The organism is Micromonospora sp. NPDC093277 (assembly GCF_044765245.1).
Classification (GTDB): domain Bacteria; phylum Actinomycetota; class Actinomycetes; order Mycobacteriales; family Micromonosporaceae; genus Micromonospora.
Genome location: NZ_JBIWJO010000001.1, coordinates 889,028 through 910,985, shown reverse-complemented (window position 1 = coordinate 910,985; position 21,958 = coordinate 889,028). Strand labels below are relative to the sequence as shown.

Here is a 21,958-nt window from a genome sequence, read left to right as displayed (position 1 = left end):
GCCAGGTCAGCCCACCGGCGTGAGGGCACCGACGGCGAGGCCGCCGTCGCAGTCGCCGGTGCATCCCCGTGAGTGGCCGTCCACGTGACACGGCCCGTCGCGGCTGTCCGCGTACTCGATGACGAGCGGGCCGCCTCCCTTGGTCTTTCCGCGCGCGGCGCCTGCGCGCCGCGGGCATCCGAAGTGGAGTTCGAATGCACCGACCATCCGCCCTCGGCGGCGCGCTCGCCGCGCTCGCCACCGCTGCGGCCGGCGTCCTCGTCGCCGCCGCCGTCAGCACCACCCCGGCCGCCGCCGCCACCGGCGGCACCGGCACCGGTTACCTGCACACCAGCGGCAACAAGATCGTCGACAGCACGGGTGCCACCGTCCGGCTCACCGGCATCAACTGGTTCGGCATGGAGACCGACAACAAGACCTTCCACGGTCTGTGGTCGAGCAACCCGTGGCGCGGCCAACTCGACACCATGGCCCAGCTGGGTTACAACACGCTGCGCATCCCGTACTCGAACGACGCGATCAAGTCGGGTGCGACGGCGACCGGGATCAACGACTTCGTCAACCCGGACCTGGTCGGGCTTTCCCCGTTGCAGATCCTCGACAAGGTCATCGACTACGCGGGCAGCAAGGGGATGCGGGTCATCCTGGACCGGCACCGGCCGACCGCGGCGGGACAGACGGCGCTCTGGTACACCTCCTCCGTCACCGAGGCGACCTGGATCAATGACTGGAAGATGCTGGCCCAGCGGTACGCCGGCAACACCACGGTGATCGGCGCCGACCTGCACAACGAGCCGCACGCCGAGGGCACCAACCCGGCCGCCAAGGGCTCCTGCTGGGGCTGTGGTGACACCAACCGGGACTGGCGGCTGGCCGCCGAGCGGGCCGGCAACGCGATCCTCGGGGTGCAGCCGAACTGGCTGATCTTCGTGGAGGGGGTGAGCTGCCCGAGCGGCGGTGAGTCGAACATCTGGGACGGCGATCCCAGCAACGACGAGGACTGCGGCTGGTGGGGCGGCAACCTGACCAAGGCCAAGGACTTCCCGGTCCGGCTGAACGTGGCCAACCGGCTGGTCTACTCCCCGCACGAGTACGCGACCTCGGTCTACCACCAGGCGTGGTTCGACGACCCGACGTACCCGGCGAACATGCCGGCCATCTGGGACAAGTACTGGGGCTACCTCTACAAGCAGAACATCGCGCCGATCATGATGGGCGAGTTCGGCACCACGCTCCAAGACCCGAAGGACAAGGTGTGGCTGCAGAACCTGATGGCCTACACCGGCACCGGGGTGAACGGCATGTCCTTCACCTACTGGTCGTGGAACCCGAACTCCGGTGACACGGGCGGCATCGCCAACGACGACTGGACCACCATCAACCAGGCCAAGCAGAGCATCCTGCAGCCGTACCTGATCGCGCCGGTCGGCGGAGGCACCACCAGCCCGTCCCCGACGCTCTCCCCCACGGGCCGGCCGACCACGCCGCCGCCCACCACGGCGCCGCCGACCACCCCGCCGCCCACCTCTCAGCCGCCGACCTCGCCGCCGCCGGCCGGTGGTTGCTCGGCGACGTACAAGCAGACCAACTCGTGGCAGGGCGGCTTCCAGGGTGAGTTGACCGTGAAGAACAACGGCACCGGGACGTTGAACCCGTGGTCGGTGACCTGGACCTGGCCGTCCGGGGTGACCGTGGGCAGCGGCTGGAACGCCACCGTCACCCAGTCGGGCACCACGGTCACCGCGGCCGCGCCCGACTGGGCGAGGACCCTCGCCCCCGGCGCCTCGGTGGTCATCGGCTTCACCGCCAACGGCACGGCCGCCGCGCCCGCCTCGGTGAAGCTCAACGGCACCGCCTGCTGAGTGAAAGGAGGGGCCCCTTGTCAACGCCTGGCGTTGACAAGGGGCCCCTGCCTACTTCAGTGCGCGGCGCAGCCGGTGGTCGGCGCGGGCGGCGCGGCGGGCGCGCCGATGGTGGGCAACCCCAGCAACACCCCGGGGGTACGCGGGGCGCGCCCGGCCTCGGCGGCGTCGCCGGCCCGGGTACGCCGGTGCGAGAGCGGCTCCCCGTCGGCGTTGAGATGGTGCGGGGCGGCGTAGGTGATCGTGGTGTGCACGATGTCGCCGGGGCGGATCTGCCCGGCCAGGCCGCCGGCGTCGCCGTGCTGGCCGTTCGCTCCGGCTGCGCTCGTCGCCCCGTGCTGGCCGTTCGCTCCGGCTGCGCTCCTCGCGCCGTGCTGGCCGTTCGCTCCGGCTGCGCTCGTCGCGAAGTGCACGAGGCGGCCGTCCCGGGCTCGGCCGGACATCCGGCCGGTGCGCTCGTCCTTGCGGCCCTCGCCGACCGCGACCAGCACCTCGACGGTCTCGCCGACCAGTTTCTTGTTCTCCGCCCAGGTGATCTCCTCGACGCAGGCGATCAGCCGCTCGTACCGCTCCTGCACGACCTGCTTGGGGAGCTGGCCGTCCATGGTCGCGGCCGGAGTGCCGGGACGCTTGGAGTACTGGAAGGTGAACGCGGAGGAGAACCGGGCCTCGCGGACCACGTCGAGGGTCCGCTCGAAGTCGGCGTCGGTCTCGCCGGGGAAACCGACGATGATGTCCGTGGTGATCGCCGCGTCCGGCATGGCCGCCCGGACCTTCTCGATGATGCCCAGGTATTTCTCCGACCGGTACGAGCGGCGCATGGCCCGCAGCACGTCGTCGGAGCCGGACTGCAACGGCATGTGCAGCGAGTGGCAGACGTTGGGCGTCTCGGCCATCGCGGCGATCACGTCGTCGGTGAAGTCCTTCGGGTGCGGGCTGGTGAACCGGACCCGCTCCAGGCCCTCGATGTCGCCGCAGGCCCGCAACAGCTTGCCGAACGCGTGCCGGTCGCCGAACTCGACGCCGTAGGAGTTGACGTTCTGCCCGAGCAGGGTCACCTCCAGCACGCCCTCGTCGACCAGGGCGCGCACCTCGGAGAGGATGTCGCCGGGGCGGCGGTCCTTCTCCTTGCCGCGCAGCGAGGGCACGATGCAGAACGTGCAGGTGTTGTTGCAGCCGACAGAGATCGACACCCAGCCGGCGTACGTCGACTCGCGGCGGGTCGGCAGCGTGGAGGGGAAGACGTCGAGGGACTCGAGGATCTCCACCTCGGCGGCCGTGTTGTGCCGGGCCCGCTCCAGCAGCACCGGCAGCGAGCCGATGTTGTGGGTGCCGAAGACCACGTCCACCCAGGGGGCCCTGCGGACGATCTCGCCGCGGTCCTTCTGGGCCAGGCAGCCGCCGACGGCGATCTGCATCCCGGGATGCTTGTCCTTCACGGGGCGCAGATGACCCAGGTTGCCGTAGAGCCGGTTGTCGGCGTTCTCCCGCACGGCGCAGGTGTTGAACACCACCACGTCGGGCTGCTCGTCGGCCTCGGCGGCACGCACGTAACCGGCCTGTTCCAGCAGGCCGGAAATGCGCTCGGAGTCGTGCACGTTCATCTGGCAGCCGTACGTGCGCACCTGGTAGGTGCGCGGGCTGCCCGCGGCTGCGGTAGTCATGACGGGGATAGCGTATCCGGGCCGAGCCGGTCGGACCGAACGAGGAGGAGCCATGTGCCGGAGCATCAAGACCCTGCGTGAGCCGTACGTGCCGGTGGTCACCGAGGAGGACATCCGGGCCGCCGCGCTGCAGTACGTCCGGAAGATCTCCGGGTTCCGCGCCCCTGCCGCACACAACGCCGAGGCGTTCGACGCGGCGGTGGACGCGGTGGCCGCCGCGACGGCGACCCTGCTGGACCAGTTGGTGGTCCGGGGGCAGCAGCCGGCCGCCCGGGGCTGACCCGGGTCTCGGGGCCGCCGGGCGGCGCCTCGGTCAGGCGGCGGCGAGCGCCGGGGCGACCGAGTCGGGGCCCCACTGTGACCGGTGGCACTGCGACCAGCCCCGACAGCCGGGGTCGGCCACGGTGCAGAGCCGCTGGTCGCTGAGCACCTCACCCTCGTCAGTCTCGACGACGTCGAAGTGCACCGGGCGGATGGTGCCGTCCGGGGCGACCAGCAGGTGCCGCCCGGCGTCGAGGGTGTCGTCGCGCATCAGGCAGTTGCGGTCCAGCAGCTTGGCCAGCGCCGCGATGCTGGGCAGTTCGCGCAGCCGCTCGGGCACCCCGTAGCAGTCGATCATGGTGCCGTACACCCCGGGCGCTTCCCACACGTCGCACACGACCGCGTACGCGGGAAGCCGGGCCGGGTCGGCGGCGGCGAGGGGCATCACCACCCGGCCGAGCGCCTCGGCCAGCGCCGGGTAGACCTCCACGGGCGCCGCGCCGTCGATTCTCCAGTTCCACAGCTCGGTCATGCCGCCTCCTCGCTGTGCTCGTCCCACCGGCCTCCGGATCGGGCCTTACTGACGATGGTGGGGTGCATATGACCTCAGCCGGGGGCAAGTTACCGGTCTGTGACCATTCCGGGCAAAATTTCCTCCGGCACCGTTGCTCGAAGTAGCGGGAAGATGACAGTTTATCGGGTACGGTGCCCCGCCGGGGCAGGGACATGAGCTTCAGCGGACCCGGACCAGGCCCTCCCCGGCCGGCAGCAGTTCCCCGATCACCGTGCCGCCGGGCACCTCGCCCGCCACCAGCAGCCCGCCGGAGGTCTGCGCGTCGGCCAGCAGCAGCCGCTCCCCCTCGTCGAGGCCACCGAAGTCGGTCCACGGCGTCACCCAGTCCAGGTTGCGGCGGGTGCCGCCGCTGACGTAACCGTCGCGCAGCGCCGCCCGGGCCCCCGGCAGGTACGGCACCGCCGCCGCGTCGATCGCGACCGTGAGCCGGCTGGCCCGGGCCAGCTTCGAGGCGTGCCCGAGCAGCCCGAACCCGGTCACGTCGGTGCCGCAACGGATCCCGGCGGCGACCGCCGCCCGGGCCGCGTCCCGGTTGAGCCGGGCCATCGCGGCGACCGCCTCCGGGAATCGTTCCCCGGTCCGCTTGTGCCGGGCGTTCAGCACCCCCACCCCGAGCGGCTTGGTCAGCGACAGCGGCACGCCGGCCCGACCGGCGTCCAGAGTGATCAGTTCCTCCGGCCGGACCACCCCGGTGACGGCGAGGCCGTACTTCGGGCCGTCGTCGTCCACACTGTGCCCGCCGGCCAGGTGGCAGCCGGCCTCGCGGGCCACGTCCTGGCCCCCGCGCAGCACCTCCCGGGCCAGTTCCAACGGGAGTACGTCCCGGGGCCAGCAGAGCAGGTTGAGCGCGACGAGCGGGGTGCCGCCCATGGCGTACACGTCGGACAGTGCGTTGGCAGCGGCGATCCGGCCCCAGTCGTACGCGTCGTCCACCACCGGCGTGAAGAAGTCGGCGGTGCTGACCAGGCCGGTGCGCTCGTCCAGCCGGACCACCGCGGCGTCGTCGCCGTGGTCCAGACCGACCAGCAGATCCGAGGTGCCGGTGGCCGGATCGAGGCCGGCGACCATGGCCTCAAGTTCACCCGGGGGGATCTTGCAGGCACAACCGCCACCGCGGGCGTAATCGGTCAGCCTGAGCGCCTCGGTCATCTCCACATGATCTACCTGGGCTGCCGGGACCGCCACTCGAACGGGCCGGGTCCGTGACGGAATTCGGACTCCCGAGCGCACCGGTGTTCGGTGTTACCGCTCCGTGACCATTCGAGTTGCATCCCGACACATCGCGACGCCTACAGTTGCCCAACCGGGGACGACCGCCCTCGGTTTTGCCATGGACGACAGGGACGGTGACGACGTGACGACGGGCGAACCGCTCATCGTGCTGGACGGGGTCGACAAGTGGTACGGCCCGCTGCACGTGCTGGACGACGTCTCGCTTTCCGTCGGCCGGGGCGAGGTGGTCGTGGTGATCGGTCCCTCGGGTTCCGGCAAGTCGACGCTCTGCCGGACGATCAACCGGCTGGAGCCCATCAACTCGGGCACCATCACCTTCGACGGCACCCCGCTGCCGGCAGAGGGCAAGGCCCTCGCCAAGCTGCGCAGCGAGGTCGGCATGGTCTTCCAGTCGTTCAACCTCTTCGCGCACAAGACCATCCTGGAGAACGTCACCCTCGGCCCGCTGAAGGTCCGCAAGGAGAAGCCGGCCGCCGCCCGCGAGCGCGGCCTGGCCCTGCTCGACCGGGTCGGCATCGCCAACCAGGCGAACAAGTACCCGGCGCAGCTCTCCGGCGGCCAGCAGCAGCGGGCGGCGATCGCCCGCGCGCTGGCCATGCAGCCCAAGGCGATGCTCTTCGACGAGCCGACCAGCGCGCTGGACCCGGAGATGGTCGGCGAGGTGCTGGACGTGATGACGTCGCTGGCCCGCGACGGCATGACGATGGTCGTGGTCACCCACGAGATGGGGTTCGCCCGGCACGCGGCGAACCGGGTGATCTTCATGGCGGACGGCAGGCTCGTCGAGGACGCCCCGCCGACCGAGTTCTTCGCGAACCCGCGCAGCGAGCGGGCCAAGGACTTCCTGTCCAAGATCCTCACGCACTGAGCGTACGTAGTGGAGCGGGCCGTCCCCCGGCGGCTCCGTCGAAGAAGGAGATGATTATGCGTTTCAAGCGCGTGGCCGCGGTCGCCGCGGCGGCGACCCTGGCGCTCGGCCTGGCCGCCTGTGGCGACAGCGACGAGGGCGCCGGTGGCGGCGGCGACAAGTCCTTCAAGGCCGGCAGCACGATGGAGCGGCTGTACAAGGCCCAGAAGATCAAGGTCGGCACCAAGTTCGACCAGCCGGGCTTCGGCCAGAAGGGCCTGTCGGGCAAGCCGGAGGGCTTCGACGTCGAGATCGCGAAGCTCATCGTCAAGGAACTCGGCATCCCCGAGGACAAGATCGAGTACGTCGAGACCCCGTCGAAGGTCCGCGAGGACAAGATCGTTGACGGCAGCGTCGACCTGGTCGCCGCGACCTACACGATCAACGACAAGCGCAAGGAGCGCATCGCGTTCGCCGGGCCGTACTACGAGGCCGGCCAGAACATCATGGTGAAGAAGGGCGACTCCTCGATCACCGGCCCGGACTCGTTCAAGGCGGGCGACAAGAAGGTCTGCTCGGTCACCGGCTCGACCCCGGCCGAGGAGATCAAGAAGTACGTCAAGGACGTCGCCTCGCAGCTGGTGCTCTTCGACACCTACGACAAGTGCCGGGACGCCCTCAAGGGCGGCCAGGTCGACGCCGTCACCACGGACAACGTGATCCTGCTCGGCTACATCGCCAAGGACGAGGCGTCCTTCCAGATGGCCGGCGACAACTTCACCAAGGAGCCGTACGGCATCGGGGTGAAGAAGGACGACACCGACTTCCGCAACTTCATCAACGACACCCTGGACAAGGCGTACCAGGACGGCAGCTGGAAGAAGGCCTGGGACGACACCGCCGGCAAGTTCGGGGCCACCCTGGGCGACGCCCCGGCCATCAACCGCTACTGAGCTAAAACCTTCGATCTGGAGGGTGGGGAGGAAACCGACCGGTGAGTGTGCTCATCGACAAGTTCGACGTCTTCGCGGGTGGTTTCTGGCTCACCCTCCAGATCTGCGTACTCGCCGCGATCGGCGCCCTGGTCCTGGGCGCCGTCGTGGCGACGCTACGAATCTCCCCGGTGCCGCCGCTGCGCGCGCTCGGCACCGGCTACGTGACCGTCTTCCGGAACATGCCGCTCACCGTGGTGCTGTTCTTCGCCGCCTTCGGCCTGCCGGCCCTGGGGTCGAACGCCGACTTCCTCCGGATCCCCGGCCTGGAAGTGATCTTCAAGCGGCTCGGCACCGACCTGCCGTACTTCCGCTTCGCGCTGATCGCGCTGGTGCTCTACACCGCGGCGTTCGTCTGTGAGGCGCTGCGCTCCGGCGTGAACGCGGTGCCCGCGGGACAGGCCGAGGCCGCCCGCTCGCTCGGCCTCACCTTCGGCCAGAACCTGCGGCACGTGGTGCTGCCGCAGTCCTGGAAAGCATCGGTGGTGCCGCTCGGCTCCGTGATCATCGCAATGATCAAGAACTCCGCGCTGGTGGGCTTCTTCGGCGTCGTCGGTGACCTGTCGCAGACCGCCGACCAGCTCACCTCGGCCGGCGGCTACGCCTTCATCCCGGTTGCCATCGGCATCTCCATCGGTTACCTGATCATGACCGTGCCGCTCGGCGCCCTCCTCGACCGAATCGAGAAGCGACAGGCGGTGGCCCGATGAGCCAGCAGACCGTCCTCTACGACGTCCCCGGCCCCCGCCAGCGGCGGATCACCCTGGTCAGCAGCCTGGTCGCCGTCGCGGTGCTGCTGGTCGGGGCGTACTACCTGATCTACCGGCCGCTGTCCGACAAGGGCCAGTTCTCGATGGAACTGTGGGGGCCGCTGATCGCCCCCTCGAACGAGAGCTTCCCCCTCGTCTGGGACCGGATCGGCACCGGTCTGACGAACACCCTGACGGCCGCCGCCCTGGCCATCGTCTCGTCGCTGGTGATCGGCACCCTGCTCGCCGTGCTGCGGATCCAGCTCAAGAGCCTGGTCCAGCGCCGGTTCACCGGCCTGGCCACGCCGGTCGCGTACCTGCTGCGCGGGTTGAGCGTGCTGCTGTCGGCGGTCACCCGGGTCTGCGTCGAGGTGTTCCGTGGCCTCCCGGTCGTGATCACCATCTTCTTCGTGGCCCGCGGCTTCCCCGAGTTCGGCGTCACGTTCGACAACCTCTGGTATCTGGTCATCGGCCTGACCATCTACAACGGGGTGGTCATCGCCGAGATCCTCCGCTCCGGCATGGAGGGGCTGCCTGGCGGCCAGGCGGAGGCCGCCTCCGCGATCGGCCTCGCCCCGATGCAGGTCACCCGGATGATCCTGCTGCCGCAGGCGTTCCGGATCATGCTGCCGGCGCTGATCAGCCAGCTGGTCGTGGTGCTCAAGGACACCTCGCTGGGCTTCATCATCAGCTACGAGGAGACCCTGAACATCGGCAAGCAGATCATCGGCGTACTGGGCAACCCGATCCAGGTCTACGTGGTGATCGCCGTGCTCTTCATCGCGGCCAACTACTCGCTGTCCAAGCTGGCCCAGTACGTCCAGCGCCGCCTCTCCCACGGCCGCAAGACCGCCGGCACGCCGGCCCAGAACCCGCCGCCAGCGGCGCTCATGTCGCAGGCCGAAGGCGCCGGCGGCCACTGAGACCCACCCGTACGAGAAGGGCCGACCCGGTTCCCCGGGCCGGCCCTTCTTGCGTCGTCGGGGTCAGCGGGCGATCTCGGTGACCCGGGACTCGCGGACCACGGTCACCCGGATCTGGCCCGGATAGGTCAGCTCCTCCTCGATCTGCTTGGCCACGTCCCGCGCGAGGACCGCCGCGCCGATGTCGTCGACGTCCTCCGGCTTGACCATCACCCGAATCTCCCGGCCGGCCTGCATGGCGAAGACCTTCTCCACGCCGAGCTTGCCGGCCGCGATCTCCTCGATCCGCTCCAGCCGCTTGACGTACGCCTCCAGGCTCTCCCGCCGGGCCCCCGGCCGGCCGCCGGAGCAGGCGTCCGAGGCCTGGGTGAGCACCGCCTCGATGGTCTGCGGCGGCACCTCGTTGTGGTGCGCCTCGATGGCGTGCACCACGTCGTCGCTCTCGCCGTACTTGCGGGCCAGGTCGGCGCCGATGATGGCGTGGCTCCCCTCCACCTCGTGGGTGAGCGCCTTGCCGATGTCGTGCAGGAACGCGCTGCGCTTGATCGTCGGCACGTCCAGCCGCAGCTCGGCGGCCATGATCCCGGCAATGTGCGCGGTCTCCACCAGGTGCTTGAGCACGTTCTGCCCGTACGACGTCCGGTAGCGCAGCCGGCCGAGCAGGTTGACCAGCTCCGGGTGGATCTCGGTGATGCCGACCTCGACCAGGGCGTCCTCGGCGGCCCGGTGGCAGAGCTCCTCGACCTCGTGCCGGGCCAGGTCGTAGACCTCCTCGATCCGGTGCGGGTGGATCCGGCCGTCGAGCACCAGCTTCTCCAGGGTGAGCCGGCCGACCTCCCGGCGTACCGGGTCGAAGCAGGAGAGCAGCACCGCCTCAGGGGTGTCGTCGATGATCAGGTTGACCCCGGTCACCGACTCGAAGGCCCTGATGTTGCGCCCCTCCCGGCCGATGATCCGCCCCTTCATCTCGTCGCCCGGCAGGTGCAGGACGCTCACCACGCTCTCCGCCGTCTGCTCGCTGGCGACCCGCTGGATGGCGTCGACGACGATGTGCCGGGCCCGCTGCTCGGCGGTGCTGCGCGCATCGGACTCGATGTCTCGCACCAGCAGGGCCGCCTCCCGCTTGGCCTGGCTCTCGATCGACTCGACCAGCTCGACCCGAGCCGCCTCGGCGGTCAGCCCGGCCACCCGTTCCAACTCCCGGCGGCGCTGTTCCTCGGCCTGTTTGAGCGCCTGCTCCCGCTCGGCCAGGGCCGCCTCCCGAGCGGCCAGGGCGGCGCTGGCGGCGGTGAGCTGCCGTTCCCGCTCGGCGAGCCGTTCCACCTCCTCGGTGTGCAGCCGCTCCCGCTCGTCCATCCTGGCCGCCCGCCGCTCGACCTCGGCGGCCTGCTCGCGGGTGGTCGCGGCGAGCACCGCCACCTCCCGCTCACCGCTGCGCCGGGCCGTCGCGCGGAGCTGCTCGGCGTCCGCCTCGGCCTGCTTGTGCGCCCGCTCCAGCACGGTGTCGGCCTCGGTCCGGGCGTCGTCGAGGACCCGCCCGGCCTCGGCGCGGGCCGCCTTCGCCTCCGCTTTGGCGGCAGCCGCCTCCGCACGGGCCGCCGCGGCGACCGACTTCGCCACGTCGATCGTGCTGTTCGCCTCGTCGGCGGCGCTGCGGAGCGCAGCCAGCGACTGCTCCTGCCGGTCCTTCTCGGCGATGAAGGCCGGGTCCTCGGGGGCGGGCCCGAAGCTGAACTGGCGCAGGGTGCGGGCCCCGACCAGGACGGCACCGACCACCACGACGGCGAGGATCAGCACCACCGCGAGGATGACGAAGTCGAAGGCGCTCATACGGCGGCTCCGAACGGGCGGCCGGATCGCCGGTCCCCGGTGGCCGGCAGCAGGCCGGCAGGCGGTCCCCCGCCGGCGGCACGTGGAAGACCGCCGGTGAACCTGTGCCGCCGCGCCATGGCCGCCTCCCCTGAACGTCACGCCGCAGGTCGTGTGCCAAATGGGCACGCACCTGCGGCTCTGGACGCCCGACCGGAGCGACTGGCCGTGGGTAGCTTTCCGTCAGCGGTGCCCGATGCGGGCATCGCCGGCGGCCGGTTGCAGTTGTCGGTCGGTTCCGGAACCCCGTCCCGGAACTACCGTCAAAGGCCGGTGAAGCTGGCCCAAAGTGATGCTGTTCTGTTACGCGTTCTATGTTGTGCGCTTAGCCTGCGCTGGTCGGGCAATGTGAGCCTGTATGGCGAGGCTAGGTCTCCGAGGGCCGTTCGGTCAAGAACTCATGATCAAATCACCCGGACGGAGAGAAGTCGCGGCACTACGCTGCGCCGATCAGATGCCGGACACGGCCGGACAAACACCTCGGCCGTCCGACCCCCGCGGTCACCTTTCCGACCTGCTCAGACCCGCGCCGCAGCAGCTCAGGGCCCGGAACCGCGGCTTCGGGGAAGTGTGTGACTCGACGCAACGGTAGCGCTGGTTTCCGGAAATGTTGTACGGGCGCCGGCCGGGCCTCCCGGGCCAGCACTAGGAGGGGCCCAGTGGGTGGCGGGTCAGTCGGGACGTCGCGCGTCCCGGTCGAGGTCGTAATCGGCGTCAGCGAGCGCGTCGGCGTCGACGTGCTCGGCGAACTCGGCCGCCTCGGCGCTCTGCGCAGCCAGGGCGTCCTTCACCGCCCGGATCGCCACCCCCGGCGGATAGCCCTTGCGGGCCAGCATGCCGACGAGGCGGCGGAACACCGCGTCGGGCTCGCCCCGGGCCGTCCGCAGCTTCCGCTCCACCAGGGCGCGGGCCGTCTCCGCCTCGGTCTCCTCGTCGAGCTCGCCGAGCGCCTCGCTGGCCACCTCGCCGTCGACGCCGCGCTGGCGCAACTCGTTGGCGAGCGCCCGCCGGGCCAGCCCACGGCCGGAGTGCCGGCTGCTGATCCAGGCTCGGGCGAAGGCGGCATCGTCGACGATGCCGACCTCGTCGTACCGGTCGAGGACCTGGGCCGCGACCTCCTCGGAGATGCCCCGCCGGGCGAGGGCACCGGCCAGCTCCGCCCGGGTACGCGGCCGGACGGCGAGCTGCCGAAGGCAGATCTCCCGGGCCAGCTCGGCCTCGTCCCGGGGCGGCGCGGCCTCGGAATCGGGCTCCTCGGCACGGCGACCCCGGCGGGGGCGGGGCGGGGTGGTGGCATCGCCCGTGCGGGGCGGACTGGCATCCCAGCCCCGCCCCGTACGGGCACGTCGTCCTGCCACGGGTCAGGTCAGAAGTCGACCGGCGGCAGCTCCGGGCCACCGGTGGCGTCGCCCACGCCGATCCCGACGCCGAGCTTCTCCAGGATCTTCTTCTCGATCTCGGCGGCCACGTCCGGGTTCTCCCGGAGGAACTCGCGGGCCTTCTCCTTGCCTTGGCCGAGCTGGTCGCCGTCGTAGGTGTACCAGGCGCCGGACTTGCGGATGATCGCCTGCTCCACGCCGACGTCGATCAGCGAGCCCTCGCGGGAGATGCCCTTGCCGTACATGATGTCGAACTCGGCCTGCTTGAACGGCGCGGCGCAGTTGTGCACGACGATGTCGTCGGCAACGAGGGTGTGCAGTTCGTCAACCTCGACGTCGAAGGTCCGGGCTCGCCGGGCCGGCAGAATCTCCTTGACGGTGGAGTAGCGCACCTGCTCGGCGAGGAGTTCGCGCAAGAACGGGTCGTCGAGCGCATCCGCCAGCAGTTGGAGTCGGTCTCGCCGGATCTGATGCAACCCGAGAACCTGCTTCATGCCACCGCGCGGATCACCAGCCGTTACGCCGATCAACTGAGCGGCGAGTGTGGGCGTGACTCCTCTACCCGCAAGGTGCGCCAGCACCGGCTCAGTGAGAACCGGCGAAAGGTAGACCGCCTGCGAACCCCGGCGGCGCCCCTCCTGGTTGCTCAGCGCCTCGCGCAGCACGACACCGCGCGGACCCCAGAGCGGGACGGCCCCGGCAAACGCCTCGACGTTGTCGCTACCGGCCACCCGAACCTCGTAACACACCCGCTTCGCCTGGACGCGGCCCCCCTCAATGAGGCTGGGACGCTGGTCGGTCGGGTCATAGTGACGAACTGAGCTGGCAATGCCAAGCCGCAACAACAGCCAGTGGAACTGGTGAGCCAACTGCTCCGAGGTGGTCGTGTAGCCGACCCGGATGGCACCGGTCTGCTCCCTGCTCACCCAACCGTCGCTCTCGAGCAGGCCGAAGAGCAGGTTGCCCGCTACCTCGCGGGAGAGTTCCGGGTGGAAGAACTCGACGGGGATCGTCTTCTCCCAGGCCAGCTTGCCGTAGATGCCCGCTCGGCGGCACAGCGCCAGCAGTTCGTTACGCTCCCCCGGACGGTGGGAGAAGGAGATAGCAAGCTTGTCGGCGTGATCGTGCGTGTCGCAGCCGAGGCCGCTGGCGATCCGCGCGGCGTCGGCTTTCAGCGATTCTTGAATGTTGATGAACTGCAGCGGGGTCTTCCCGCCGACGTATCCGTCACCGATCAGGTAGCCGAGCATTCGCGCCTGGTCAGGCGAGTAGGGCTCATAGTCGCCGAAGCCGAGGAACTGGCGCGGCTGCGCCACCCGGTCGCCTGTAGCCAGCTCGCCTGCAATCTTCCAACCACGGTCGGTCAAAACCTTGTGATCGGGAGTCGCCCAGATCATCGCGCCACCACGTAGGCGTACCCCGATGACATCCTGCTCACCCTGGTCGAACCATGAGACGACCGGACGGGTGTGCAGGGTGCCGTCCTTGGCCGCAGCCACCGCCGAAACGGGCAGCCGCCCATCGACGATCTCCTCGATCCGGTGCGTCCGCCCGCTCGCCGGGTCGAAGACCATCGTGCCCTCGGCGAGGCACTTGTTCTTCACCACCTTGACCCGGGTGCGGTTACCGACCACCTCGGTGCCGTCCTTGAGACTCTCGATACGGCGCACGTCGAGCCGGACCGAGGCGTAGAACTTCAGCGCCCGACCACCCGTCGTCGTCTCGGGACTTCCAAACATGACGCCGATCTTCTCGCGGAGCTGGTTGATGAAGATCGCCGTGGTGCCGGTGTTGTTGAGCACACCGGTGATCTTGCGGAGCGCCTGGCTCATCAGCCGGGCCTGGAGGCCCACGTGGCTGTCGCCCATCTCGCCCTCGATCTCGGCGCGCGGCACCAGGGCGGCGACCGAGTCGATCACGATGATGTCGATCGCGCCGGAGCGGACCAGCATGTCCGCGATCTCCAGCGCCTGCTCGCCGGTGTCCGGCTGGGAGACCAGCAGGGCGTCGGTGTCGACGCCGAGGGCCTTCGCGTACTCCGGGTCGAGCGCGTGCTCGGCGTCGATGAAGGCGGCGATGCCGCCGGCCCGCTGGGCGTTGGCCACCGCGTGCAGGGCGACCGTGGTCTTACCGCTGGACTCCGGCCCGTAGATCTCGACGACCCGGCCGCGGGGCAGACCGCCCACGCCGAGCGCGACGTCGAGCGCGATGGAACTGGTCGGGATCACGGCGGTCTGGATGACCGGCCGCTCCCCCAGCCGCATCACCGACCCCTTGCCGAACTGCTTGTCGATTTGAGCGAGAGCAAGGTCGAGTGCCTTCTCCCGGTCCTGCCCTGCCGCCATCGTTGCCACCCCTGCCTTCGCCGGCGTCTTACCTGAGCTTCGCGTCACGCGGGACACGCTAGGCGCTGGGTCCGACAGAAAACCAGCCGACGGGCCGCGAGCTGTGGACGAGCACCCCGCTGTGGACAATAGCCGAACAGGTGTACGACTCGGCAAGCGACACGCGGACCCGCGAAAAAGGCTGCTCAGCGTAGCCGCGCGGGCACCCGGTCGGGATACGCGGCGACCACCGCCCGCCACACCACATGAGTCTCCTCGCCCGCCGCGAGGGCCTGCTCGACGGTCCGCCCGCCGAGTTGGGACAGCACCTGGTCGCTGGCGATGCTGGCCGCGTAGCCCGGCCCGAACGCCTCCTCCAGCCGGGTCCAGAAATCGGTCAGCCGCACGTGATCAATCCTCCTCGCCGGGCACCGTCGGCACCGGACGCAACGCTAGCGCCACCAGGGGCACCACCGCGATCGCCGCCAGCAGGGTGAGCGTCGGATAACCGGCCACCCGCATGACAAACCCGCTGAGCGCCGCGGCACCGGCGCCGGCCAGCCCCATGGTCAGGTCGGAGAGCCCCTGCACCACCGGCCGGACGGCGGTGGGCACCGACTCCGACAGCAGCGTGGAACCGGCCACCATGGTCGCCGACCAGCCCAGCCCGAGCAGCACCAGACCCACCGAGAGACCCGGCGTGTGGTGTCCGGCGGTGCCGGCGACCGCGCAGGCGGCCAGCAGCACCCCGACCCCACCGAGGATCACCGGACGCCGGCCGAGCCGGTCGGTGAGCCAGCCCACCACCGGGGCGAGCGCGTACATGCCGGCGATGTGCAGGCTCAGCACGACACCGACCACCCGCAGCACGTCGGCGTCGTGGTGGAACTCGCCGAGGCGTACCGGGGTCATCGACATCACCGCGATCATGACCAGGTGGCCGACCGCCACCGCGGCGATGCCGAGACGGGCGGCGGGTCGCTCGCGTACCACCCGCCAGGCCGACCGCATCCCGGTGCCGCGCCGCGCGGCGGCCCCGGCCGGCGCCGCGACCGGTTCGGCCGCCGCCAGCCGGCGGGCGGTGAGCAGCGGGTCGGGCCGCAGCAGGATCAGCAGTACGACGGCGGCCAGCACGAACGCGGTGGCGCTGAAGGCGAACGGGCCGGCCAGCGGAGGCAGCCCCCAGCCGCCGGTGGTGTGATCAGCGAGCGTGGCGAAGTTCGGGGCGGCCACCGCACCGATGGTGGTGGCCCAGACGATCAGCGAGAGCTGGCGCCCCCGCCGGGCCGGCTCGGCCAGGTCCACCGCCGTGTAGCGGGCCTGGAGATTCGCCGCGCTGCCGCCGCCGAAGAGCAGCATGCCGAGGAAGAGCAGCGGCACCTGGCGGGTGACCGCGGCGAGCACCACCAGCACGCCCCCGGCCGCCCCGGCCAGGTACGCCACCACCAGGCCCGGCCGGCGGCCGTACCCGGTCATGATCCGGGTGACCGGGACGGCGAGCAACGCCGCACCGACCACGGCGGCGCTCTGCGCCAGACCGGCCACGGCGGTGCCGGCGATCCGGGCGGCGAGCAGCGTGCCCACGGCGACGCCGATGGTGACACCGATCCCGCCGATGGTCTGGGTGGCGAAGAGCAGCCGCAGCGTCCGGCGCTGGATCCGCGCGACGTCGGGCCGGGACGGTGCCGGGACGGTCAGGTCGGTGGCCATGCGTGGATGCTCCTCGGTAAGGGGTGACCCATCCTCCCGTACCCGACCGGGCCACCGGCACCCGGTTCTGCTACAGGCCGAGGCCGCGGCCGATGATCTCCTTCATGATCTCGGTGGTGCCGCCGTAGATGGTCTGCACCCGGCCGTCCAACCAAGCCCGTGCCACCGGGTACTCCAGCATGAAGCCGTAGCCGCCGTGCAACTGGAGGCAGCGGTCGGCGACCCGGTTCTGGAGTTCGGTGGTCCACCACTTGGCCTTGGCCGCGTCGGTCGCCGTAAGCCGGCCGGCGTTGAACTCGGTGACGCAGTGGTTGACGAAGGTCCGCGCGATGGTGACCTCGGTGTCCAGCTCGGCGAGGAGGAAGCGGTTGTGCTGGAACGACCCGATCGGCCGGCCGAACGCCTCCCGGGAGCGGACGTGGTCGAGGGTGAGGGCCAGTAGCCGCTCGGCCGCCGCCACGGCCACGACGGCGATGCTCAGCCGCTCCCGGGGCAGGTTCGCCATCAGGTGGTAGAAGCCGTGGTTCTCGGTGCCGATCAGGTTCTCCGCCGGCACCCGGCAGTCGTCGAAGAACAGCTCGGCGGTGTCGTTGGCCTTCAGGCCGACCTTGGCCAGCCGCCGGCCACGGCTGAATCCGGGGGTGCCGGTCGCCACGGCGATCAGGCTCACCCCGTGCGCGCCCCGGTCCGGCGCCGTCTTGGCGACCACCACCACGAGGTCGGCCAGTTCCCCGTTGGTGATGAAGGTCTTCTGCCCGTTGAGGACGTACGAGTCGCCGTCGCGGACCGCGCTGGTACGGATTCCCGCCAGGTCGGAACCGGCCCCGGGCTCGCTCATCGCGATGGCGGTGACCAGGTCGCCGGAGCAGAAGCCGGGCAGCCAGCGCTTGCGCTGGTCGCCGGTGGTCAACTCGGTGAGGTACGGGGCCACCACGTCGTTGTGCAGCCCGAACCCGAGACCCGAGCAGCCCGCCACGACGATCTCCTCGTCGAGCACCGCGTTGAACCGGAAGTCGCGCTGCCCCCCGCCGCCGTACGCCTCGTCGACGTCCATGCCCAGCAACCCGGCGGCACCGGCCCCGCGCCACACTGCCCGGTCGACGATCCCGTCGGCCTCCCAGCGCGCGTGGTGCGGCACCGCCTCCCGGGCCAGGAACGTGCGGCACAGGTCGCGGAACTCTTCGTGCACCGGATCGTAGAGATGCTGCTCCATGCGACGAGTGTGCCCGCCGCCGCCCCGCGGTGAGAAGGGCGACCTTCTCTACCGTAGGCGTTGATAGGGGGCCCGTCCTTTCACCGCAGGGCGCGGGCGGCCACCTTGAGGTCGGCGACGAGGCCGTCGTACGCGACGTCCTGGTTGTCGGCGCGCAGCACCGCGGAGGGGTGGATGGTGGCCAGCAGTTGGGCCTCGGGGGCGTCGGCCACCTTGCCGGTGTTGTCCACCGGCACCCGGGTGAAGTCCTCGGGGCGCTGGGCGGCAGCCGGCCAGGGCAGCAGTTCCCCGCGTTGTCTCGTCACCCGGAACGCCGGGCCGAGCAGGGCCTTGGCGGCGGTGGCGCCGAGCACCACCACGACCGCCGGGCGGAGCCGGGCGAACTCGGCGACCAGCCAGGGCCGGCACGCGGTGATGTGCACCCGGTCCGGCGTCTGGTGGATCCGCCGCTTCCCGCGCAGCTCGAACCGGAAGTGCTTGACCGCGTTGGTGAGGTAGATGTGGCCGGGTTCGATGCCGGCGTCGTCGACCGCGCGGCGCAGCACCCGGCCGGCGGGGCCGACGAAGGGCAGCCCCTTCTGGTCCTCCAGGTCACCGGGCTGCTCGCCGACGAAGACCACCCGGGCGCTCTCGTCGCCCCGGCCGAAGACGGTCTGCGCGGCGTCCCGGTAGAGCTCGCAGCCCCGGCAGCCGGCTGCGGCGGCGCGTAGCTGGTCGATGGTGTCCGCCTGCGGCGGGATGAACTCCTGGGCGCCGGGTGCGCTCTCGGTCTCGGCCATGCCGACTTTATATACCGGTTTCGGGTGCGCCGCCCGGTCCGGGGTACGGCATCCCGCGTCAGTAGCCGCCGCCACCTCCGCCACCGTGCCGGGTGGCCAGCACGATGCCGATGATCACCAGGATGATCACCACCGCCACGGCGATCCAGAGCCCCGTCCTGGACCTGTTCGAAGCCATTGTCGTCCACCTCCCGGCCCGCGGGTACCCGTCCGGGGTCGCGCCATGCCGCATCCGGCTCCAGGCGGCGGCCGGGTCAGGCGGTGTAGCCGGCCGGCGCCGTGGGACGGACGGCCCGGGCCACCGCGTCGGCGAACGGCGCCAGGTCGGCCTCGTCGAGGGAGCTGACGGTGACGCGTACGCCGGGGGCGGCGGCGATCCGGTTCAGCGCGCCGGGGGCGACCGACCAGCCGGCGTCGCGCAGCGCGGTGACCACCACCGTCTCGTCCGGGACGGGCACCCAGACGTTGATCCCGGTCCGGCCCTGGGCGGGCAGCCCGCGGGCGGCCAGCGCCTCGACCAGCCCGGACCGCCGCCGCTCGTAGCTCTCCGCCGCCCGGCGTACCAGGTCCGCGGTGGCCGGGTCGCGCCAGAGCGCCAAGACCAGGCGCTGCAGCACGGTGGAGACCCAGCCGGCACCGACCCGGACGCGCCCGGCCACCCGGGCCACGGTGGCCTCGTCGCCGGCGAGCACGGCGAGCCGCAGGTCGGGGCCGTAGGGCTTGCTCACCGAACGGACGAAGGCCCACGCCGGGGTCGCCCCGGCCAGCGGGTGCAGGGGTACGCGTGCCAGCTCGGCGGCGTGGTCGTCCTCGATCAGCAGCAGGTCGGGCCGGCCGGCGAGCAGCGTACGCAGTTCCTCGGCCCGGCCGGCGGAGACGGCGGCGCCGGTCGGGTTCTGGGCGCGGCTGGTGACGACCAGCGCGCGGGCCCCGGCGGCGAGGGCGGCCCGGACGCCCGGCTCGGTGGGGCCGTCGTCGTCGACCGGCACCCCGACGGCGCGCAGCCCGAGCGCGGCGATCAGGTCGAGCAGGTTGGCCCAGCCGGGGTCCTCGACCGCGACCGCGTCGCCGGGGCGCAGGTGGGCGGCGAGCAGGCGCTCGATGCCGTCCAGCGCGCCCCCGGTCACGGTGATCTCCCCGGCCGGCACCCCGTCGGCGGCGAGCCGCTCCCGCGCGGCGGCGACCAGCTCGGGCAGGACGGCGCTGGCCGCGTACCCGCTGGGCGGACCGACCTCGGCGGCGAGCGCGGCCAGGTGCGGGCCGAGCGGCGGCAGCAGCCGGCTGTCGGGCTGCCCCGAGGAGAGGTTGCGGGCGCCGGGCAGCGGGGGCGGCATCAGCATGGCGCGGCGGGTGGCCACCGGCGGGCGGGGCCGGATCCGGGTGCCGTGCCGGCCGGCGGTGACGACCAGGCCGCGTTGCCGCAGCTCCTGGTACGCCTTGGCGACGGTGGCCGGGCTGACGGCCAGCTCGGCGGCGAGGGCGCGGACGGCCGGCAGGGCGTCGCCGGGGGCGAGGGCGCCGGTGCGGATGCCGGTTTCCACGCTGGCCGAAATGGCGGCCGAGGACGAGCCGGCGATCTGATAATGTGCTGCCACAGTTCGGAGATTGTACTAGAACAAAAGGTGACTGCCACATGTACCCCCGAACCGAACGCACCACCGCCACCCGGATGCGCCACCGGATGAGCTACGACGAGGCCGCCGCGCACGCCGCCCTGGACGAGGCGTACCACTGCGCGCTGTCGTTCGTCTCCGACGGTGAGCCGCGCGTGCTCCCCACCCTGCACGTCCGCGTCGGCGACACCCTCTACCTGCACGGCTCCACCGGCAGCCGGCCGCTGCTCGCCGCCCGCGGCGGGGACGGGCTGCCGGTCTGCGTCGCGGTGACCCACCTCGACGGCCTGGTCCTCGCCCGGACCCAGTTCAACCACAGCGCCAACTACCGGTCGGTGGTCGTCCACGGCACCGCCCGCCTGGTCACCGACGAGCGGGAGAAGGCCGAGGTGCTCACCGCGCTGGTCGAGAAGGTGGCCGCCGGGCGCAGCACCGACAGCCGCCCGCCAACCCGACGGGAACTGGCCGAGACGGCCGTGCTGGCACTGCCGCTGCGCGAGGTGTCGGTACGGAGCCGCGCCAAGGGGGTGGGCGACGATCCCGCCGACCACGACCTGCCCTACTGGGCCGGGGTGGTGCCACTGCGGCTCACCGCCGGGGCGCCGGAGCCGGACGTCGGGGTGACCGCGCGGGTGCCGGCGTACCTGCGGCCGGCCCGTTCACCCTGGCTGGAGCCGGTGGCGCTGCGGGGCGAGCACGTGGTGCTGGAGCCGCTCGACCTCTCCCACGTCGAGGAGCTGTACGCCGCGCTCGACGACGAGGAGGTGTGGCGGTACGTCGGCAGCCTCCGGCCGCGCAGCGTGAGCGACATGGCCGGCTACGTCCGAGCTGCCCTGGCCGCGAACCTGCGCGGGGTCCGGACCCCGTGGGTGCAGCGGTGCGCCGCCACCGGGGTGGTGGTCGGCACCACCTCCTACTACCAGCCCGATGCCGACCTTCGAACGTTGGAGATCGGCTTCACCCAGCTCGGCCGGGCATGGTGGCGTACCGGGATCAACACCGAGGCGAAGCTGCTGCTGCTCACCCGCGCCTTCGAGGAGCTCGACGCGATCCGGGTGACCTGGCAGACCAGCACGCTCAACGAACGCTCGCAGCGGGCCATCGAGCGGCTCGGTGCGACCCGGGAGGGGACGCTGCGGTCCAACCGGCGGCGGGCCGACGCATCCTGGCGGGACTCCGCGCTCTACTCGATGCTCGCGAGCGAGTGGCCGAATGCACAGCTTCGGCTGCGGGAAAGGCTTCGCCCGACGGCACCCCTGGCGTCATGATGTCCGGCGTGCTGGGCATCACCGACATCTGGACATACGTGCTGGGGACCGTGGCGATCGTGCTGCTGCCCGGGCCGAACTCACTCTTCGTGCTCTCCACCGCCGCCAAGCGCGGCGTACGGACGGGCTACCGGGCCGCGGCCGGCGTCTTCGTCGGCGACTCGGTGCTGATGTTCCTCTCCGCCGCCGGGGTGGCGTCGGTGCTCAAGGCGTACCCGCCGCTCTTCCTGGTGATCAAGTACGCCGGCGCCGCGTACCTCGGCTACGTGGGGTTGACCATGCTGCGCGGCGCCTGGCGGCGCTGGCGCGACCGCAACGACCCGACGACGCCGCGGCTGATCGACGCGGCGGAGCCGGCCGCACTGCGCAGCCCGTTCCGGAAGGCGCTGGTGATCAGCCTGCTCAACCCGAAGGCGATCCTCTTCTTCATCTCGTTCTTCATCCAGTTCGTCGACCCCGGGTACGCCTGGCCGGCGCTGTCGTTCGTGCTGCTCGGGCTGATCGCCCAGGTGACCAGCGCGCTCTACCTCACCGCGCTGATCTTCACGGGCACCTTCCTGGCCGCCCAGTTCCACCGGAGGCGCCGCCTCGCCGCCGGCGCCACCACCGGCATCGGGATGCTCTTCCTGGGCTTCAGCCTCAAGCTCGCCACCGCCTCGGTCTAGCCGGGCCCGACACGCGATCATGGAGTTGTGGCG

At 71.3% G+C, this 21,958-nt stretch carries 18 protein-coding genes and 2 pseudogenes; 8 read left to right on the top strand and 12 right to left on the bottom strand.

Going from position 1 to position 21,958, the window contains the following annotated elements:
- Positions 1 to 194 precede the first annotated feature (194 nt).
- On the top strand, positions 195 to 1,862 hold the full coding sequence (locus ACIRG9_RS04180) for a cellulase family glycosylhydrolase (protein ID WP_402849820.1): 1,668 nt from the start codon (positions 195 to 197) through the stop codon (positions 1,860 to 1,862).
- A 56-nt stretch (positions 1,863 to 1,918) separates the two neighbouring features.
- On the opposite strand, the pseudogene ACIRG9_RS04175 reads toward ACIRG9_RS04180, so the two are convergent.
- Together ACIRG9_RS04175 and miaB are read right to left on the bottom strand one after the other, a co-directional pair.
- Positions 1,919 to 2,158: pseudogene (locus tag ACIRG9_RS04175) on the bottom strand (tRNA (N6-isopentenyl adenosine(37)-C2)-methylthiotransferase MiaB); the annotation flags it as partial.
- A 108-nt stretch (positions 2,159 to 2,266) separates the two neighbouring features.
- Positions 2,267 to 3,526: pseudogene (gene miaB, locus ACIRG9_RS04170) on the bottom strand (tRNA (N6-isopentenyl adenosine(37)-C2)-methylthiotransferase MiaB); the annotation flags it as partial.
- A gap of 52 nt (positions 3,527 to 3,578) precedes the next feature.
- On the opposite strand from miaB, the gene ACIRG9_RS04165 reads away from it, so the two are divergent.
- Positions 3,579 to 3,806 (top strand): DUF2277 domain-containing protein, encoded by a 228-nt coding sequence (locus ACIRG9_RS04165; protein WP_402849817.1) that lies wholly within the window; start codon positions 3,579 to 3,581, stop codon positions 3,804 to 3,806.
- A 33-nt stretch (positions 3,807 to 3,839) separates the two neighbouring features.
- Here ACIRG9_RS04165 and ACIRG9_RS04160 read toward each other — a convergent pair whose 3' ends face one another.
- The gene (locus ACIRG9_RS04160; protein ID WP_402849814.1) at positions 3,840 to 4,319 is read right to left on the bottom strand and encodes a hypothetical protein; all 480 of its coding nucleotides are present in this window, start codon (positions 4,317 to 4,319) and stop codon (positions 3,840 to 3,842) included.
- A gap of 201 nt (positions 4,320 to 4,520) precedes the next feature.
- Positions 4,521 to 5,510 (bottom strand): selenide, water dikinase SelD, encoded by a 990-nt coding sequence (gene selD, locus ACIRG9_RS04155; RefSeq protein WP_402849812.1) that lies wholly within the window; start codon positions 5,508 to 5,510, stop codon positions 4,521 to 4,523.
- A 181-nt stretch (positions 5,511 to 5,691) separates the two neighbouring features.
- Here selD and ACIRG9_RS04150 point away from each other — a divergent pair, with 181 nt between their 5' ends.
- Genes ACIRG9_RS04150 through ACIRG9_RS04135 form a run of 4 tightly spaced genes read left to right on the top strand, consistent with a single transcriptional unit; the run spans position 5,692 to position 9,105 of the window.
- Positions 5,692 to 6,462: an amino acid ABC transporter ATP-binding protein gene (locus ACIRG9_RS04150; protein WP_402849809.1), complete on the top strand. Its 771-nt coding sequence runs from the start codon at positions 5,692 to 5,694 to the stop codon at positions 6,460 to 6,462.
- A 56-nt stretch (positions 6,463 to 6,518) separates the two neighbouring features.
- Entirely contained in the window at positions 6,519 to 7,394 is an 876-nt protein-coding gene (locus ACIRG9_RS04145) for a glutamate ABC transporter substrate-binding protein (protein WP_402849806.1), read from the top strand.
- A gap of 41 nt (positions 7,395 to 7,435) precedes the next feature.
- The gene (locus tag ACIRG9_RS04140; protein ID WP_402849804.1) at positions 7,436 to 8,143 is read left to right on the top strand and encodes an amino acid ABC transporter permease; all 708 of its coding nucleotides are present in this window, start codon (positions 7,436 to 7,438) and stop codon (positions 8,141 to 8,143) included.
- Positions 8,140 to 9,105, top strand: a complete 966-nt coding sequence (locus ACIRG9_RS04135) for an amino acid ABC transporter permease (protein WP_402849801.1) — start codon at positions 8,140 to 8,142, stop codon at positions 9,103 to 9,105. The genes ACIRG9_RS04140 and ACIRG9_RS04135 overlap by 4 nt, the downstream gene beginning before the upstream one ends.
- A gap of 63 nt (positions 9,106 to 9,168) precedes the next feature.
- On the opposite strand, the gene rny is transcribed toward ACIRG9_RS04135, so the two are convergent.
- From rny to ACIRG9_RS04095, 8 genes are all read right to left on the bottom strand, one after another.
- Positions 9,169 to 10,935: a ribonuclease Y gene (gene rny, locus ACIRG9_RS04130; RefSeq protein ID WP_402849798.1), complete on the bottom strand. Its 1,767-nt coding sequence runs from the start codon at positions 10,933 to 10,935 to the stop codon at positions 9,169 to 9,171.
- A 710-nt stretch (positions 10,936 to 11,645) separates the two neighbouring features.
- Positions 11,646 to 12,332 carry a regulatory protein RecX gene (locus tag ACIRG9_RS04125; protein WP_402849795.1) on the bottom strand — a complete coding sequence of 229 codons (687 nt, stop codon included), beginning with the start codon at positions 12,330 to 12,332 and terminating at the stop codon, positions 11,646 to 11,648.
- 8 nt (positions 12,333 to 12,340) lie between these two features.
- Positions 12,341 to 14,698 carry an intein-containing recombinase RecA gene (gene recA, locus ACIRG9_RS04120; RefSeq protein ID WP_402849792.1) on the bottom strand — a complete coding sequence of 786 codons (2,358 nt, stop codon included), beginning with the start codon at positions 14,696 to 14,698 and terminating at the stop codon, positions 12,341 to 12,343.
- A 185-nt stretch (positions 14,699 to 14,883) separates the two neighbouring features.
- On the bottom strand, positions 14,884 to 15,084 hold the full coding sequence (locus tag ACIRG9_RS04115) for a DUF3046 domain-containing protein (RefSeq protein WP_018785963.1): 201 nt from the start codon (positions 15,082 to 15,084) through the stop codon (positions 14,884 to 14,886).
- Between the two features lie 4 nt (positions 15,085 to 15,088).
- A complete protein-coding gene (locus ACIRG9_RS04110; RefSeq protein ID WP_402849788.1) occupies positions 15,089 to 16,387 on the bottom strand; it encodes an MFS transporter in 1,299 nt (432 codons plus the stop codon).
- Positions 16,388 to 16,457: 70 nt separating this feature from the next.
- Entirely contained in the window at positions 16,458 to 17,600 is a 1,143-nt protein-coding gene (locus ACIRG9_RS04105; protein WP_402849785.1) for an acyl-CoA dehydrogenase family protein, read from the bottom strand.
- A gap of 80 nt (positions 17,601 to 17,680) precedes the next feature.
- Positions 17,681 to 18,379, bottom strand: coding sequence for a UdgX family uracil-DNA binding protein (locus tag ACIRG9_RS04100; RefSeq protein ID WP_402849782.1), 699 nt, complete (start codon positions 18,377 to 18,379; stop codon positions 17,681 to 17,683).
- A 254-nt stretch (positions 18,380 to 18,633) separates the two neighbouring features.
- Positions 18,634 to 19,974, bottom strand: a complete 1,341-nt coding sequence (locus ACIRG9_RS04095; RefSeq protein ID WP_402849779.1) for an aminotransferase class I/II-fold pyridoxal phosphate-dependent enzyme — start codon at positions 19,972 to 19,974, stop codon at positions 18,634 to 18,636.
- A gap of 38 nt (positions 19,975 to 20,012) precedes the next feature.
- Between ACIRG9_RS04095 and ACIRG9_RS04090 the strand changes: the two genes are divergently transcribed.
- On the top strand, positions 20,013 to 21,260 hold the full coding sequence (locus tag ACIRG9_RS04090; RefSeq protein WP_402849776.1) for a bifunctional pyridoxamine 5'-phosphate oxidase family protein/GNAT family N-acetyltransferase: 1,248 nt from the start codon (positions 20,013 to 20,015) through the stop codon (positions 21,258 to 21,260).
- On the top strand, positions 21,257 to 21,925 hold the full coding sequence (gene leuE, locus ACIRG9_RS04085) for a leucine efflux protein LeuE (protein WP_402849774.1): 669 nt from the start codon (positions 21,257 to 21,259) through the stop codon (positions 21,923 to 21,925). Before ACIRG9_RS04090 ends, leuE begins: the two co-directional genes overlap by 4 nt.
- Positions 21,926 to 21,958: the final 33 nt, after the last annotated feature.

Excerpts from the sequence above, each read along its gene's own strand:
- recA (WP_402849792.1), bottom strand. The coding sequence starts at position 14,698 with ATGGCGGCAGGGCAGGACCGGGAGAAGGCACTCGACCTTGCTCTCGCT.
- ACIRG9_RS04105 (WP_402849785.1), bottom strand. The coding sequence starts at position 17,600 with ATGGAGCAGCATCTCTACGATCCGGTGCACGAAGAGTTCCGCGACCTG.
- ACIRG9_RS04165 (WP_402849817.1), top strand. The coding sequence starts at position 3,579 with ATGTGCCGGAGCATCAAGACCCTGCGTGAGCCGTACGTGCCGGTGGTC.
- ACIRG9_RS04145 (WP_402849806.1), top strand. The coding sequence starts at position 6,519 with ATGCGTTTCAAGCGCGTGGCCGCGGTCGCCGCGGCGGCGACCCTGGCG.
- ACIRG9_RS04100 (WP_402849782.1), bottom strand. The coding sequence starts at position 18,379 with ATGGCCGAGACCGAGAGCGCACCCGGCGCCCAGGAGTTCATCCCGCCG.
- selD (WP_402849812.1), bottom strand. The coding sequence starts at position 5,510 with ATGACCGAGGCGCTCAGGCTGACCGATTACGCCCGCGGTGGCGGTTGT.
- ACIRG9_RS04110 (WP_402849788.1), bottom strand. The coding sequence starts at position 16,387 with ATGGCCACCGACCTGACCGTCCCGGCACCGTCCCGGCCCGACGTCGCG.
- rny (WP_402849798.1), bottom strand. The coding sequence starts at position 10,935 with ATGAGCGCCTTCGACTTCGTCATCCTCGCGGTGGTGCTGATCCTCGCC.
- leuE (WP_402849774.1), top strand. The coding sequence starts at position 21,257 with ATGATGTCCGGCGTGCTGGGCATCACCGACATCTGGACATACGTGCTG.
- ACIRG9_RS04180 (WP_402849820.1), top strand. The coding sequence starts at position 195 with ATGCACCGACCATCCGCCCTCGGCGGCGCGCTCGCCGCGCTCGCCACC.
- ACIRG9_RS04160 (WP_402849814.1), bottom strand. The coding sequence starts at position 4,319 with ATGACCGAGCTGTGGAACTGGAGAATCGACGGCGCGGCGCCCGTGGAG.
- ACIRG9_RS04150 (WP_402849809.1), top strand. The coding sequence starts at position 5,692 with ATGGACGACAGGGACGGTGACGACGTGACGACGGGCGAACCGCTCATC.
- ACIRG9_RS04090 (WP_402849776.1), top strand. The coding sequence starts at position 20,013 with ATGTACCCCCGAACCGAACGCACCACCGCCACCCGGATGCGCCACCGG.
- ACIRG9_RS04135 (WP_402849801.1), top strand. The coding sequence starts at position 8,140 with ATGAGCCAGCAGACCGTCCTCTACGACGTCCCCGGCCCCCGCCAGCGG.